The 14,207-nt window shown below is 65.0% G+C and carries 13 protein-coding genes; 1 reads left to right on the top strand and 12 read right to left on the bottom strand.

The genetic code is table 11. From position 1 onward, the window contains the following. Nucleotides 1-24: 24 nt before the first annotated feature. From AC0L3P_RS03110 to AC0L3P_RS03060, 11 genes are all read right to left on the bottom strand, one after another. Nucleotides 25-387: a hypothetical protein gene (locus AC0L3P_RS03110; RefSeq protein ID WP_275171202.1), complete on the bottom strand. Its 363-nt coding sequence runs from the start codon at nucleotides 385-387 to the stop codon at nucleotides 25-27. Between the two features lie 94 nt (nucleotides 388-481). Continuing rightward, nucleotides 482-1,813, bottom strand: coding sequence for a serine--tRNA ligase (gene serS, locus AC0L3P_RS03105; protein ID WP_354059183.1), 1,332 nt, complete (start codon nucleotides 1,811-1,813; stop codon nucleotides 482-484). Nucleotides 1,814-2,010: 197 nt separating this feature from the next. After that, nucleotides 2,011-2,823 (bottom strand): twin-arginine translocase subunit TatC, encoded by an 813-nt coding sequence (tatC, locus tag AC0L3P_RS03100; RefSeq protein WP_354059181.1) that lies wholly within the window; start codon nucleotides 2,821-2,823, stop codon nucleotides 2,011-2,013. After that, a complete protein-coding gene (gene tatB, locus AC0L3P_RS03095) occupies nucleotides 2,820-3,374 on the bottom strand; it encodes a Sec-independent protein translocase protein TatB (RefSeq protein WP_473300949.1) in 555 nt (184 codons plus the stop codon). The genes tatC and tatB overlap by 4 nt, the downstream gene beginning before the upstream one ends. 88 nt (nucleotides 3,375-3,462) lie before the next feature. Beyond that, nucleotides 3,463-3,699 carry a twin-arginine translocase TatA/TatE family subunit gene (locus AC0L3P_RS03090; RefSeq protein WP_007610722.1) on the bottom strand — a complete coding sequence of 79 codons (237 nt, stop codon included), beginning with the start codon at nucleotides 3,697-3,699 and terminating at the stop codon, nucleotides 3,463-3,465. 166 nt (nucleotides 3,700-3,865) lie between these two features. Next, nucleotides 3,866-4,618, bottom strand: coding sequence for an SMC-Scp complex subunit ScpB (gene scpB / locus AC0L3P_RS03085; protein WP_275171206.1), 753 nt, complete (start codon nucleotides 4,616-4,618; stop codon nucleotides 3,866-3,868). Between the two features lie 21 nt (nucleotides 4,619-4,639). Beyond that, nucleotides 4,640-5,479: a segregation and condensation protein A gene (locus tag AC0L3P_RS03080; protein WP_473300948.1), complete on the bottom strand. Its 840-nt coding sequence runs from the start codon at nucleotides 5,477-5,479 to the stop codon at nucleotides 4,640-4,642. Next, the gene (gene nagZ / locus AC0L3P_RS03075; protein ID WP_473300947.1) at nucleotides 5,476-6,504 is read right to left on the bottom strand and encodes a beta-N-acetylhexosaminidase; all 1,029 of its coding nucleotides are present in this window, start codon (nucleotides 6,502-6,504) and stop codon (nucleotides 5,476-5,478) included. The genes AC0L3P_RS03080 and nagZ overlap by 4 nt, the downstream gene beginning before the upstream one ends. Before the next feature lie 45 nt (nucleotides 6,505-6,549). Beyond that, nucleotides 6,550-8,124, bottom strand: coding sequence for an SPOR domain-containing protein (locus AC0L3P_RS03070; protein ID WP_473300946.1), 1,575 nt, complete (start codon nucleotides 8,122-8,124; stop codon nucleotides 6,550-6,552). Nucleotides 8,125-8,263: 139 nt separating this feature from the next. After that, entirely contained in the window at nucleotides 8,264-10,054 is a 1,791-nt protein-coding gene (gene argS, locus AC0L3P_RS03065; RefSeq protein WP_473300945.1) for an arginine--tRNA ligase, read from the bottom strand. A gap of 9 nt (nucleotides 10,055-10,063) precedes the next feature. Continuing rightward, nucleotides 10,064-11,272, bottom strand: a complete 1,209-nt coding sequence (locus tag AC0L3P_RS03060; RefSeq protein WP_275171210.1) for a deoxyguanosinetriphosphate triphosphohydrolase — start codon at nucleotides 11,270-11,272, stop codon at nucleotides 10,064-10,066. A gap of 134 nt (nucleotides 11,273-11,406) precedes the next feature. Here AC0L3P_RS03060 and erpA point away from each other — a divergent pair, with 134 nt between their 5' ends. After that, on the top strand, nucleotides 11,407-11,736 hold the full coding sequence (gene erpA / locus AC0L3P_RS03055; RefSeq protein WP_007610737.1) for an iron-sulfur cluster insertion protein ErpA: 330 nt from the start codon (nucleotides 11,407-11,409) through the stop codon (nucleotides 11,734-11,736). 9 nt (nucleotides 11,737-11,745) lie between these two features. On the opposite strand, the gene AC0L3P_RS03050 is transcribed toward erpA, so the two are convergent. Further along, nucleotides 11,746-14,076 carry a hybrid sensor histidine kinase/response regulator gene (locus tag AC0L3P_RS03050; RefSeq protein ID WP_473300944.1) on the bottom strand — a complete coding sequence of 777 codons (2,331 nt, stop codon included), beginning with the start codon at nucleotides 14,074-14,076 and terminating at the stop codon, nucleotides 11,746-11,748. Between the last annotated feature and the right edge of the window lie 131 nt (nucleotides 14,077-14,207).

Here is a 14,207-nt window from a genome sequence, read left to right as displayed (position 1 = left end):
GCCCCCCGTTGCCGGCTTGGCTGGCTACCGGCGAACGCGCCATTGCGGCAGAAAGCGCGCCAACCGGCCCTCCGCATGCAATTTCATTGCCGGCACGACCGGGCTCACGATTGGAGCCGCGATGACGCCGAGCGCCTCCAGCTGTGCGACGAACGGGTCCGCCACCGGCGCCTGCGGAAAGCGCTCGCGTGCCAGCGTCAGTGCCTGGTCGAAATCCACGGCATTCACACCGGGCTTGGCCCGCCGGCTCTGGACCAGATCGTCGTCCCAGAGCCGCGTGATCTCGATGTCGAGCACGCCACGCAGCCGCTGATCGACGGCCTGGATGCCGGCACCCGTCACCGCCCATTGTCTGCCGACCCAGAAGATGTCGCGGTGCAAGGCCATGAACGATGGGTTCGCGTTGTCGGGTGGCCGGCAGGATAACCGGCCGCCCGATCTTCGCAACCAAACGTTTCTCCATTTCAGATGGGCAACGCGCCTAGTCGCGTGCGACCACCTTCAGCCCGCCCATATAGGGCTGGAGCACGCTGGGGACCGCAATCGAGCCGTCCTCCTGCTGATAGGTCTCCATCACGGCGATCAGCGCGCGGCCGAGCGCGGTGCCGGAGCCGTTGAGCGTGTGCACGAACCGCGGCTTGCCATCGGGGCCGCGCGAGCGCGCGTCCATCCGGCGGGCCTGGAAATCGCCACACACGGAGCAGCTCGAGATCTCGCGGAATGCCCCGCCGTCGCCCTGGCCCGGCATCCAGACCTCGATGTCATAGGTTTTTTGCGACGAGAAACCCATATCCCCGGTGCACAGCGTCATCACGCGGTAATGCAGGTCGAGCCGTCGCAGCACTTCCTCGGCACAGGCGAGCATGCGCTCGTGCTCGTCCTTGCTCGTCTCCGGCGTCGTGATCGAGACCAGTTCGACCTTGGTGAACTGGTGCTGCCGGATCATGCCTCGGGTGTCGCGCCCAGCGGCGCCCGCCTCCGCGCGAAAACACGGCGTCAGCGCGGTCAGCCGCATCGGCAGCTGCTTTTCGTCGAGGATGGATTCGCGGACGAGATTGGTGAGCGCCACCTCCGCGGTCGGAATGATCCCGAGACGCTCGGTCCGGAGCCGCTCATGGTCGGGCGCGGCGAGCAATTCGCCCTTGATCGCCCAGAACTGGTCGTCCTCGAACTTCGGCAATTGTCCGGTGCCAAACATGATCTCGTTGCGCACGAGCAGCGGCGGATTGATCTCGGTATAGCCGTGCTCGTCGACGTGTAGATTCAGCATGAACTGGCCGAGCGCGCGTTCGAGCCGAGCCAGTCCCTTCTTCAGCACGACGAAGCGCGCGCCGGAGAGCTTTGCCGCCGTCTCGAAGTCCATGTCACCGAGCGCGGCGCCCAGATCGTCATGCGGTTTTGGCGCGAACGCGTACTCGCGCTTCTTGCCAAAGACATGGCGCTGCACATTGCCGTGCTCGTCCACACCATCGGGCACCTCGGCGAGCGGCAGATTGGGGATCGCCGCCAGCTCCTTGGCTAGCTCGTCGTCGGCAGCCTTCGCGGTTGCCTCGAGCTCCGGCATCGTGGTCTTGAGCTCGGCGACCTCCGCCATCAGCTTTGCCGCGCGCGCCTCGTCCTTGGCCTTCTTGGCATCGCCGATTTCCTTGGAGGCCGCATTGCGCCGCGCCTGCGCCTGCTCGGAAGCCAGGATCGCCGCCCGCCGGGTCTCGTCGATCGCAAGCAGCGACGCCGACAACGGCTTCAGGCCGCGTCGTGCGAGGCCGGCGTCGAAGGCTTGCGGGTTGTCGCGGATCGATTTGATGTCGTGCATGGCCGTGGTCCTGGGGCTTGTTGCAACCCTGCAAATCCGGGATTTGCATTCATGCAAATGGCTGCTTCCCCTAGCACGGCTGTCATTGCCCGCGAAAGCGGGCGATCCAGTATTCCAGAGACATCACTGATTCCCCGATAGGCCGCGGCGTACTGGATTCCCCGCCTGCGCGGGGAATGACAGCGAGGGGTGTGCCCCTACTCCGCCGGATTGGCCGGCGTCGATACGTCGGTGCCGCTAGAGGCTTGCGAAGCTGCCGCCTTCTTCTCCACAATTCCCACCGCGATGATCGAGCCTTCGTAGAGCAAGAGCAAGGGGATCGCGAGCGAGCACTGGCTGAGCACGTCGGGCGGGGTCAGAACGGCCGCGATGACGAAGGCAATGACGATGAAATAGCGGCGCTTCTCGCGCAGCATTTTTGACGTGACGATGCCGATACGGCCGAGCAGCGTCAGGATCACCGGAAGCTGGAAGGCGATGCCGAAGGCGAAGATCAGCGACATCATCAGCGACAGATATTCGCCGACCTTGGGCAGCAGCTGAATCTGCGCGGTCTCGTCACTGCCGGCCTGCTGCATGCCGAGCGAGAAGCGGACCAGCATCGGCAGCACAACGAAATAGACCAGTGCTGCGCCCAGCACGAAGAAGAACGGGGTCGCGACCAGATACGGCAAAAAGGCCTGTTTCTCGTGCTTGTAGAGGCCCGGAGCGACGAACTTGTAGATCTGCGTCGCGACGATCGGGAACGAGATGAAGCCGGCGCCGAACAGCGCGAGCTTGAGCTGGGTGATGAAATATTCCAGCAGCGCCGTGTAGATGAATTTCGAATTCTCGGGACCAGCCACCCACACGAACGGCCAGACCAGCACGTTGTAGATCTGCTTGGCGAAGAAGAAGCAGAAGATGAACGCAATGCCGAAGCCGAGCAGCGCTTTGATCAGCCGCGAACGCAGCTCGATCAAATGGTCCATCAGGGGAGCTTTGCTGGCCTCGATATCGGCGGCGCTCATGACGCTTTGGCGTCCTTGATGGCGTCGGCCGGCGCAGTATCCTGGGTGACCGAACCTTGCGCGACCGAACCCTGAGTGATCTGCGCCTGCTCGACCTCACGGGTGATGGCGAGCGGCTCGCTCACGGCCGCATGTGCCTCGGCTTCCACGAAGGTCTCGGGCGTCGGCGCTTCCGGTGTGGTGGGCGTCGCCGGCAAGTCGATTGAAGTCGCCGGCGGTTCGAGATCGGTAGTGGTCGAAGTCTCGGCCGGCTTGTCCAGCGCATCGACGCGGAGCGCGTCGCTGACGTCCTTCTGGAGCGAGGTCATCAGATTGTTGCCGGCAAAGCCGGAAGCCGCTTCCTTGACCTCGTCGAAACTTTTCTTGAGGTCGGCCATCTCGGCTTCGCGCATCGCTTCCTGGAACTGGCCTTGGAATTCGGCGGCCATCTTGCGCGCCTTGCCCATCCACTGTCCGACCATGCGCAGCACGCCCGGCAGCTCTTTCGGGCCGATGGCGATCAGGGCCACGACCCCGATCAGGACCAGTTCACTCCACCCGATGTCGAACATGAGGTCTTCCGTTCACGCCAGCCGCAGCCGGCCCAATCCCTCGCGCGCAGGATCGGGTCCGCTACCCGCGTCTCGCGTGCTCTCTGGCTTAGACGGCCTTGCTGCCGACGTCGGACCGTGCCGCGGTTGGCGCGGCATTGTTGTGCTCGATGGACTTGGCCGGCTCGGGCTTGTCGGCGACCTTGTCGTCGTCCTGCATGCCCTTCTTGAACGCCTTGATGCCCTGCGCCACGTCGCCCATCAGATCCGAAATCTTGCCGCGACCGAACAGCAGCAGGACCACCGCGATCACCAGGACCCAGTGCCAAATGCTGAGTGAACCCATCCTGCAACCCTCCAAACGCGCATGGCCGGGACCCGGCCGATCTTCACCGAAACCTAGGCTTGGCAGGTGTCAAAAACAAGGACCAAGGCAGCGCCAATTCGCTGTTGGCGCTACGTAATTTTGCTAGTGTTAACTGGTCGCAGGGGGCCCGTAAAAGGCCGGGACGTCAGTCTTCGCTGCCGCCCTCGCCGCCCTCATTGCCGCCTTCCGGCGGCGTCTCGGGCTCGACAGCAGGCGCCAACGCGAGATCAAGGTCCTCGCCCGGTTCCAGCGGATCCTCGTCCTCACGCAAAGTAGGGTCATCCGACGGCGTCGGCACGCTGAATCCGGTCGGCAGGCGCGAATCCAGGAGCCCCGTGCCCTTCAGCTCCTCCAGACCCGGCAGATCGCCGAGCTGTTCCAGAGTGAACTGTGACAGGAAGTCCTCGGTGGTTCCGAAGGTCAAGGGACGGCCCGGCGTCTTGCGACGGCCGCGCGGCTTGATCCAACCGGTTTCCAGCAGCACGTCCAGCGTGCCCTTCGAGGTGATGACGCCGCGGATCTCCTCGATCTCGGCGCGCGTCACCGGCTGGTGATAGGCGATGATCGCCAGCACCTCGATCGCGGCGCGCGACAGGCGGCGGGTCTCGGTGCTCTCGCGGGTCATCAGCCAGGCGAGATCGCCCGCGGTGCGGAAGGTCCATTTGTTGGCGACCCGCACGAGATTCACGCCGCGCAGGGAGTAGTCGGCCTGCAACTGCTCGAGCGCGGCCTTCACGTCCACGCCCTCGGGCATGCGCTTGGCCAGCGTCGCGGTATCCAGCGGTTCATTCGAAGCGAACAGCAGCGCTTCCAGCAGCCGCAATTCTTCGGGACGTGCCTGGGACTCGTTCTCCATCGGCTCGGCCTCTTCTACCCGCACTTCAGCCAGGCTTGCCATGGCAGATTCTCCTTGTTGCACTTAAGCGACCGGCGCATCGGGCGCAGGAGCTGCGTTCATGACCGGCTTGGGGCGCCCCTTCCGGAAATAGATGGGCGCAAACGCCTCTTTCTGATTCAGCTCGAGCTGACCTTCGCGCACCAGCTCGAGCGCAGCCGCGAAACTCGAGGCGAGCACCGTCGCGCGCTGCGTCGGATCGGCGACATGCTGAAGCAGAAAATCGTCGAGAACGCCCCAATCGTCTTGCTCGCTGATGCTGCCGACCAGCCGCTCCAGCGTGGCGCGCGCCTCGGCGAGCGACCACACCGTGCGCTTGGCCAGATGCACGCTCGCCAGCACGCGCGACTGGCGCTGCGCGGCATAGGCGGTGAGCAGGTCATAGAGCGTTGCGGTGTATTTCGGATGCTTGATCTCGGCGATCTGCTCGGGCTCGCCGCGCGGAAAGATGTCGCGCAGCAATTGCTGCCGATTCATCAGCCGGTTGGCGGCTTCACGAATGGCCTCCAGCCGGCGCAGGCGGTTGGCGAGCGCCGTCGCCATCTGCTCGGCGCTGGGGCCTTCCGCACTCGGCGGCTCCGGCAGCAGCAGGCGCGATTTCAGGAAGGCGAGCCAGGCCGCCATCACGAGATAGTCGGCGGCAAGCTCCAGGCGGATCTTTCGTGCGGCTTCGATGAAGTGGAGATACTGGTCGGCGAGCGCCAGGATCGAGATCTTGGCGAGATCGACCTTCTGCTGCCGCGCCAGTGCGAGCAGCAGGTCGAGCGGACCTTCATAGCCCTCGACGTCCACCACCAACGCGGGCTCACCCTCGGCGAGCTCTGCGGGCCGCCCGGTTTCAAACGATAGGATTTCTGCGGTCATGCCGATGCCGTGTTTGCCCGTGCGATCAATGCGTCCAGTTCGGCGCGTGCGGCCGCGCGATCGAACGGTTGCGGTCCTTTACGCGCCGCGAGCGCGGCGTTCGCGCGCTCCAGCGCCCTGCCCGCCAGTTCGGGTGTCTGGCCGGCGACCTCACGCATCTCTTCCATGTTGCCGTTGCAATGCAGGGCCATGTCGCAACCAGCCGCAAAAATCGCGCGGGTCCGCTCGGCGATATTGCCCGACAGCGCATTCATCGACACGTCATCACTCATTAACAAACCCTGGAACCCGATTGTGCCGCGAATCACCTCAGCGATCATTGTCGCAGATGTCGTCGCCGGATGGGCGGGGTCGACCGCGCTAAACACAACATGTGCAGTCATGGCCATCGGCAAATCCGCCAACGGTTTGAATGCCGCGAAGTCGGTGCGATCCAGCTCATCTCGCGACGCGTCGACCGTCGGCAGCTTGAAATGGGTATCGGCCGTAGCTCGGCCATGGCCGGGGATGTGCTTGAGGACCGGCAGCACGCCACCCTCTTCCAGGCCTTCGGTGACCGCGCGAGCGATCGCGGCGACCTTTCCCGGTTCGGTGCCGTAAGCCCTGTTCCCGATGACAGCGTCGGCGCCAGCCACCGGCACGTCAGCCAGCGGCAAGCAATCCACGGTAATGCCGAGGTCTGCGAGATCGGCCGCGATCAGCCGGGCGCCGAGGCGCGCCGCGGTCAGCCCGAGCGCCGAATCAATATCGTAGAGGCCTGCGAAAATTGCGCCCGGCGGATAGGCCGGCCAATGTGGCGGCCCCAGGCGCTGCACCCGTCCGCCTTCCTGGTCGATCAGGACAGGGGCATCAGGAAAGCCTGCGACCGCCCGCAATTCCGCAACGAGTGCAGCAACTTGAGCCGGCGTCTCGACGTTGCGCTTGAAGAGGATGAAGGCCCATGGGCGTTCGCTGCGGATAAACTCCCGCTCGGCGGCGGTTAGTTCCGTTCCGGAAACGCCGGTAATGAAGGCCCGCGTGCTCATACGGCCGATTAACCCTGACCCGCGAGAGGGTCAAGGAAACGGCCGTTAATTCCTCTGGACGAAGCAGGCAGACAGGCCAGCGGATTTCAAACTGTTGCAGGCCTGGTTCGCCTCTTCGAGCGAGCCGTAGGGCCCAGCGAAGGCGCGGTAGACGATTCCCTTGCCCTTGTCGGTCAGGTCGACCCGCTTGACCACCGGTGCGCGGGAGCCAAGCACGCTGCCGTACTTGCTCTGAAGCACCCGGTAGGAGGCGTGGGCGCTATCCTCGGTCTGCTGCGAGGAAACCTGCACGACGTAGCCGCCGCCACCGCTGCTCGGGGGCGCAATTTGCGTCGGATTGGTCGCAGCCATCCGCTGCGGCGGCTCCGCAGCCGGCGCCGATTGCGGCGACAGCGAGAGCGGCTGATTGGCGCTGGCATTGGCCGAGGTCGGCGGCGTGCGCGGTGCAGCCGGTGCCGCAACGGGCTTCGGGAGAGCTGCCGGCTTCGCGGCCGTGGCGGCTTGCGACGCCGTGGCATCGGTCTGATCGCCCTTCACGGCCACAGTCCTGATCGCGCGTGGCGAATTGTTCGGCAGCGTGCCGTTGCTCGGGATCGGCCCCGCACTCGACGCCGGGATGCTGGACGGCGACACGCTCGCGACCGGCGGCGGGTTCGCGTTCTGGTTCAGCGGAGGGAATACCACGCGGGGACCTCCCGCCTTGGCATTGACGTCGACAGGCGCCTCCTCGCGCGGCACGATCTTCTCGGTGCCATCACCGGTGACCATGCGGTCCGGCACCTTGGCCGAGGAGTCCGACGGCGCCGGCACGATTTTGGTCGGCGTGTTGTCGGCCTTGATGATCGGCGGCTCGCCGCTGCGGGGCGAGCCCACATAGGTCTTGTAGGCGAACGCAGCGCCGGTCCCGACCACGGCAAGCGCCAGGATCGCCGCGACTGTCATCATGCCGCCGCGCTGCTTCTTCGGCTCGTCGAGGTCGGCCTCGGGGTAGTCGCTCTGGAATGCGTAAGGATCGTCGGGATAGGCGGGATCGCGCTGATAGTCCTGCTCGCCCGCCTCCAGCCGTCCGTAGAGCGCATCGTCGTAGCGCGCCGGATCGGGCTGCTGATAGGCCTGCTCTTGGTAAGCCTGATCGTGCTGCTGGTAGGCCTGATCCTGATAGGCAGGAGCTTGATAGACAGGAGCTTGATAGGCCTGATCCGGATAGGCCTGATCCGGATAGGCCTGCGGCTGACGAAAATCAGGTTCGGGCTCAGGCGCAGTCGGCTGAGCTGAATAACGATGCAGTGGATGAACCGGGTTTACGGAAGCGGGATAGGCAGGCTCAGATGGCGCCGTCTGCGGCTGCACATTGGCGCGCCGCATCCATGAGGGCGGTCCGGGCGGTGGCGCCTGCTCGGCATAATCCTGCTGGCCATCGTCCTGGCGGTAGTCGTCGTCCTGATAGCTCTGGGCGGGCGCAGGCGGTGCAGGCGGCTGCGCACCCGGCCGCCCTTGCGCCGCAAACGGATCGGTCTGCCCGATCAGGCGGGCAAGTTCGGCCAAGGGATCGCCGCCCCCATGCTGATCGCGACCATAGTCATCGGAAGGAAACGGTCTGTCCTGATATCGTTCGGCCATCGTGATGATGCGTCCCTTCGGGAAAGCCGCGCGCCCCTCGACCAAGGCACGGCCTTCGACCCACAAGGCTTTCAACCAAGTCTAAGCGATCCGGCTTCTGCCGGTTACCCCCGAAATCTCTTAAGTAGTTCGCCCCAAACTACCGCATCTCGTCCGGAGCATGGACGCCGAGGATGGCGAGGCCCGATGCCAGGACAGAGACGACGCCCTGGACCATGGCCAGCCGCGCCTTCGTTAGATCTGCATCATTATTGATAATGAAGCGTAAATAGGGCAAATCGCGCCCCTTCGTCCAAAGTGCGTGAAATTCACTCGCTAAGTCATAGAGATAGAAAGCAATTCGGTGCGGCTCGTGGGCGCTTGCCGCCGCTTCCAGCATGCGCGGAAAAATTGCGAGCCGCTTAAGAATGTCGAGTTCAGCCGGGTCCGACAGTCGTTCCACGGCCGACTCACCGAGCCAGGCGATGCGCTTTTCGGTTTCCTCCGGGAGTTCCGGGAACACCTCGGCCCGGGCGTTGCGAAAGATCGAATGGCCGCGGGCGTGGCCGTACTGGACATAGAACACGGGGTTGTCGCGCGACTGTTCCATGACCTTGGCAAGGTCGAAGTCGAGCACCGCGTCGTTCTTGCGGTAGAGCATCATGAAGCGGACGGCGTCCTGGCCGACTTCATCCACCACCTCACGCAAGGTGACGAAGTCCCCACTCCGCTTGGACATTTTCACCGGCTCGCCGTTGCGCAGCAATTTCACGAGCTGGACGATTTTGACGTCGAGCGCCCCCTTGCCGGAGGTCGTCGCCTTCACCGCCGCCTGCATGCGCTTGATGTAGCCGCCATGGTCGGCCCCCCAGACGTCGATCATCTCCGCGAAACCACGGTCGAACTTGTTCTTGTGGTAGGCGATGTCGGCGGCGAAGTAGGTGTAGGAATTATCCGACTTGATCAGCGGGCGATCGACGTCGTCGCCATAGGCGGTCGCCTTGAACAGCAACTGCTCGCGATCTTCCCAATCCTCGGCCGGGGCCCCCTTTGGCGGCGGCAGACGGCCCTGGTAGATGTCGCCCTTGGCGCGCAGGAAATCGATGGTCTCGGCGACCTTGTTGTTGCCGGCGTCCTGCAGTGAGCGCTCGGAGAAGAACACATCGTGGCGGATGTTGAGCGCGGCGAGATCGTCCTTGATCTCGTCCATCATCATCGCGATGGCCTTGGCCCGCACCGTCGGCAGCCACGCGCCCTCGCTCATGGCGAGGAGCTTGTCGCCGTGCTCCTGCGCCAGCGCTTGCCCGACCGGCTTCAGATAGTCGCCGGGATAAAGGCCTTCCGGGATCGCGCCGATGTCTTCGCCGAGCGCCTCGCGATATCTGAGGAACGCGGAGCGGGCGAGCACGTCGACCTGCGCGCCGGCGTCGTTGATGTAATATTCGCGCGTGACGTCACGGCCCGCGAACTCGAGCAGGCTCGCCAGCGCGTCGCCGAACACGGCGCCGCGGCAATGGCCGACATGCATCGGTCCGGTCGGGTTGGCGGAAACATATTCGACGTTGATCTTGCAGCCGCCGCGGACGCGGCCGTAATCGGCGCCCTCGCGCAGCACGGTTCGTAGCGCCTCGGCCCATGCGGCCGGCTTCAGCGTCAGGTTGATGAAGCCGGGACCGGCGACGTCGACCTTGGCGATCAGAGCATCCGCGCGCAGCCGTTCGGCGATCTGCTCGGCGAGATCGCGCGGCTTTGCCCTTGCCTCTTTCGCAAGCACCATGGCGGCGTTGGTCGCCATGTCGCCATGGGAGGCATCGCGCGGCGGCTCGACCACCACGCGCGAGAAATCGATGCCCTCGGGCCAGCTGGCTTCCGCCGCGAGCGCGCGGCAGACCGCGTGCACGCGTGCGAGCACGTCGGCGAACAGGTGCAGTGCTGAGGATGTGTCGGGCATGGGCGCCGCCTAACGCAAATCCGGGGTCGAGTCAAAGAGCCGCTGGTGCTCGGTCAGGGCGAAACGGTCGGTCATTCCGGCAATGAAATTGCCGATCCGGCGAGCCCGGTCGCCCTCATTGTCCGCCTCCGCCCCGACCAGCCATTCCGGCGGCAGCTCGCCGGGCGATTTGAGGTATTTCGCGAATAGGTCGAACAGGATCTGTTCGGCCTCGCCCATCACCCGCATGACCCGCTTGTGGCGGTACATGTGCTGATAGAGAAAGCGCTTGATGGCGGCTTCCTGCTCGGCGACCGCGGCGGGGAACGCGATCAATGCCCGGCTCTGCTGGCGGACGTCCTGGGCGGATTGCGGTTTCACGGCGGCGAGGCTCTTCTGCGCCTCGGCGAACACGGCACCGATCAGGTGCGAGATCAGCTCGCGCACCAGCTCGGCGCCGCGCCTGACGTCTTCCAGATCGGGGTAATGCGCCGACGTCTCGGCGATGATCTCCGCGGTCAGGGGCATCACCTTGAGGTCGTCGAGGTGAAACAGGCCGGCGCGCAGACCGTCGTCGATGTCGTGGGCATCATAGGCGATGTCGTCGGCGATCGCGGCGACCTGTGCCTCCAGCGAGGCGAAACTCCACAGTTGGAGATCGTACGTCTTGATGTAGTCGGCGATGCCGACGGGAATGCCGTGCTCGCGATAACGCCCGACCGGCGCACCGCTGCGATCGGTCAGCGGACCGTTGTGCTTGACGATGCCCTCCAGCGACTCCCAGGTCAGGTTGAGTCCGTCGAATTCGGGATAGCGGTGTTCCAGCGCCGCAACGACGCGGAGCGTCTGGGCGTTGTGGTCGAAGCCGCCAAAATCCTTCAGGCAGGCGTCCAGCGCCCGCTCGCCGGCGTGCCCGAACGGGGGATGACCGAGGTCGTGGGCGAGCGCGAGGGTTTCCGTGAGGTCCTCGTCCAGCCCCAGTTGCCGCGCCAGCGCCCGGGCGATCTGCGCCACCTCCAGCGAATGGGTCAGCCGGGTGCGGTAGTGGTCGCCTTCGTGGAACACGAACACCTGGGTCTTGTACTTCAGCCGGCGGAACGCGGTGGAATGGATCACCCGGTCGCAATCCCGCCGGAACGGGCTGCGGGTCCGGCTCGGCGGTTCCGCGACCAGCCGGCCGCGACTGCGCTCGGGATCGCAGGCATAGGGCGCGTGGGGGGCAGCCATTCCGACGGACACGGTGAATTTAGTCCCTATCCATTTGATTCTGCGTATTGTGGCACTTAACTATGCCGGACGCGCGATACCAACTGAATTGGGCAAGCGACCTTCAGGTGCCCTTGGTGTGACCGCGGGGCTATCGGAGGCGAACGATGACGACTGACGTGACCATCAGTGACAAGGCCGCACGCCGGATTGGGGAGATCCTCAAGGGCGAAGGGTCTGGCGCGATGCTGCGGATCTCGGTCGAGGGCGGCGGCTGCTCCGGCTTCCAGTACAAGTTCGACATTGACCGTGCCCGCACCGACGACGATCTCGTGATTGAGCAGGACAATGCAGTGGTGCTGGTCGATTCCGCCTCGCAGCCGTTCCTGGCGGGGTCGCAGGTCGATTTCGTCGACGATCTGATCGGCGCCTCGTTCCGCGTCAACAATCCCAATGCCACGGCGTCCTGCGGCTGCGGGACCAGCTTCTCGATCTGACGTTGCCGGTTAAGCGCCGGTGATCTGCCTTTCTTCGTCCGTCCAGTCCGCCTCGACCGGCATCTGCTCCGGCTGAAGCGGTGCGTCCTCCGACACCCATTGGCCGTTCAGCGCACGCAGCAGCGCCGTGACCAGCGCAGGCTTGCGCAGCGGTTTGGCGAGGAAGTCGGACATTCCCGCCTCGCGACAGATCTTGACGTCCTCGGGAAAGGCGTTGGCGGTCAGCGCGATAATCGGCAAGGCCGCGAAGCGTCCGCCCTCGGCGCGGATCGCGCGGGTCGCGTTAAGGCCGTCCATCTCGGGCATGCGGACGTCCATCAGCACGATATCATAATCGCCCTCGGACACGGCCGCGACGGCCTCGACACCGTCGGTCACGACGCGCAACTCGACATCGAAGGCACCGAGCATCTTGCTCACGACCATGCGGTTGACGGCGTCGTCCTCGGCAACCAGCACCTTCAGCGGTCGATCGAGGCCCGCGATACGCACCTTGAGATCGTCGGCTTCCTCGCGGCCTGCGTCGTGATCGGACGTTTGCACCTGGCTCCACGGCAGCACCAGCGTGAAGCGAAAGGTCGAGCCTTCGCCCGGCGTCGAGGTGACGCCGATGGTGCCGCCCATCTGCTCGATGATGCGCCGGGAGATCGCAAGCCCAAGCCCGGTGCCGCCGAAGCGGCGGCTGATCGAGGCGTCGGCCTGGGCGAAGTCGGAGAAGAGCTGGCCAAGCTTCTCGGGAGCGATACCGATGCCGCTGTCGGTCACGCTCCATTCGACGGTGGCGAGCAGATCGCGGCGGGCCTGACAGACGGCCGCGATCGTGACTTCGCCTTCGTCGGTGAACTTCACCGCGTTGGCGGCGAGATTGAGCAGGACCTGGCGGATACGCGCGACATCGCCGCGCAGCGTCGGCGGCAGGTTGGGATCGAGCTCGACCTTGACTGCGAGCCCCTTGCTCTTGGCGCTCGCGCGCACGACGGTCGCCACCGCTTCGACCAGCGCCTGCGGCGCGAAGTCGATCGCCTCGAACGCGAAGCGTCCGGCCTCGAGCTTGGAGAGGTCCAGGATGTCATTGAGGATGCGCTGGAGATTGTCGCCGGACTCGCGGATCGTGGTGACGGCCTCGTGCTGCTCCGGATCGAGTTTTGTCTCCAGCAGCATGCTGGCAAGCCCGAGCACGCCGTTCATCGGCGTGCGGATCTCGTGGCTCATCACCGCGAGGAAATCCGATTTGGCACGGCTCTCGGCCTCGGCCTTTTCCGCGCGCCAGCGCTCGGTCACGTCGCGGCCGAAGCCGCGATAGCCGAGGAACTGACCGTCGCGGTCGTAGGCCGGCTTCGCAGTGAGCGACCACAGCCGCGCCTCCCCGCCGGCGACCACCTTGAGGTTCATCTCATGCAGCGGTTCGGCGTGCTCCATCAGGCCGACGACGTTGTAGGCCGCGCTCTTGTCTTCGGGGCACAGCATGTCGAGCACGTCGGCGAAATGCGCGCCCTTCAGCAGCGGCAGTGGGAGCTGTGCTACGGCGGCGAAGCGCTCGGGCACGTCGACCAGATGCCCTTCGGCGTCGGTCTGCCACAGCCAGTCGCTGGCGTTCTCCTGAAAATCCTTCAGCAACAGCGAAATGATCTCGGTCTGGCGCTCGAGCTCGAGCTGGGCCTTCAGATTGCCGAGGAACAGATTGCCTTGCGAGACGATGTTGCGCGCCATGAAGAACGCGAACAGCAGCAGGAACACCGCGGTCACGAGGTAAGGCCCGGTGCCGCACAACAGCAACGCCCCGGCGCAGGCGATCGTCGTCGTCGCGAGATAGACGAGGCCCGCGCGCGGGAAGGTCGAGAGCGTGAAGGCGCCGCCGGACATCATGCCGACCATCAGGCAGGCCAGAATGAGCTGGCTGGTCGGCTCGATGCGGCTGAACAGCGCGACTGGCAGCGTGCCCCAGATCGCGGCCAGGAAAAACGCCTGCCGCAACATTTGCCGCGCCGCGCGGGGCGAGGCTTCCTGTGGCGGGCTCTGGTGGGAGCGCCGCCACGCGCGCACCGCGAGCGAGGCGGCGGTGGCGAGGGTCATGCCCCAGATCGCGAGAAAGTCGTTCCAGCCCCTGCCCCAGAACAGTATCAGCACAACGGCGACGTTGAGCATGGTGACAGCCATGGTCACGGGGATCAGCTGTATCACGGCGTCGATCTGCTTGGCGCGGATGCGGCTCAGCTCGCGCTCGCTGAGACCGGCGGTCAAGCCGTCCTCGATCTCGTAGCCGCCGAGCCAGTACAGGAACGCACCGATCAACCCGTGGCGGGGCTCGGTTCGCTTCATGGATTTGTCCGGCCGTCCCATTCGAAAAACCTTTTCACGATCAATGGCCCAGCCCCGACTTAAGCCGGGTTAATTTTGTGGGAGATTTCGCAGCGTCCTTGACGGGCGCGTTTGCATTTTGTTCTAACCATGGCCCCTGCCCGGAGCCGCCA

This window comes from Bradyrhizobium sp. WSM4874, assembly GCF_055811835.1.
Note: the sequence above shows the minus strand (reverse complement) of the source record. Positions and strands in the feature narration are given on the sequence as shown.

What these genes read in the sequence shown, in the direction of transcription:
- AC0L3P_RS03110 (WP_275171202.1), bottom strand. Translation starts at nt 387, where the DNA reads ATGGCCTTGCACCGCGACATCTTCTGGGTCGGCAGACAATGGGCGGTG.
- serS (WP_354059183.1), bottom strand. Translation starts at nt 1,813, where the DNA reads ATGCACGACATCAAATCGATCCGCGACAACCCGCAAGCCTTCGACGCC.
- tatC (WP_354059181.1), bottom strand. Translation starts at nt 2,823, where the DNA reads ATGAGCGCCGCCGATATCGAGGCCAGCAAAGCTCCCCTGATGGACCAT.
- tatB (WP_473300949.1), bottom strand. Translation starts at nt 3,374, where the DNA reads ATGTTCGACATCGGGTGGAGTGAACTGGTCCTGATCGGGGTCGTGGCC.
- AC0L3P_RS03090 (WP_007610722.1), bottom strand. Translation starts at nt 3,699, where the DNA reads ATGGGTTCACTCAGCATTTGGCACTGGGTCCTGGTGATCGCGGTGGTC.
- scpB (WP_275171206.1), bottom strand. Translation starts at nt 4,618, where the DNA reads ATGGCAAGCCTGGCTGAAGTGCGGGTAGAAGAGGCCGAGCCGATGGAG.
- AC0L3P_RS03080 (WP_473300948.1), bottom strand. Translation starts at nt 5,479, where the DNA reads ATGACCGCAGAAATCCTATCGTTTGAAACCGGGCGGCCCGCAGAGCTC.
- nagZ (WP_473300947.1), bottom strand. Translation starts at nt 6,504, where the DNA reads ATGAGCACGCGGGCCTTCATTACCGGCGTTTCCGGAACGGAACTAACC.
- AC0L3P_RS03070 (WP_473300946.1), bottom strand. Translation starts at nt 8,124, where the DNA reads ATGGCCGAACGATATCAGGACAGACCGTTTCCTTCCGATGACTATGGT.
- argS (WP_473300945.1), bottom strand. Translation starts at nt 10,054, where the DNA reads ATGCCCGACACATCCTCAGCACTGCACCTGTTCGCCGACGTGCTCGCA.
- erpA (WP_007610737.1), top strand. Translation starts at nt 11,407, where the DNA reads ATGACGACTGACGTGACCATCAGTGACAAGGCCGCACGCCGGATTGGG.
- AC0L3P_RS03050 (WP_473300944.1), bottom strand. Translation starts at nt 14,076, where the DNA reads ATGGGACGGCCGGACAAATCCATGAAGCGAACCGAGCCCCGCCACGGG.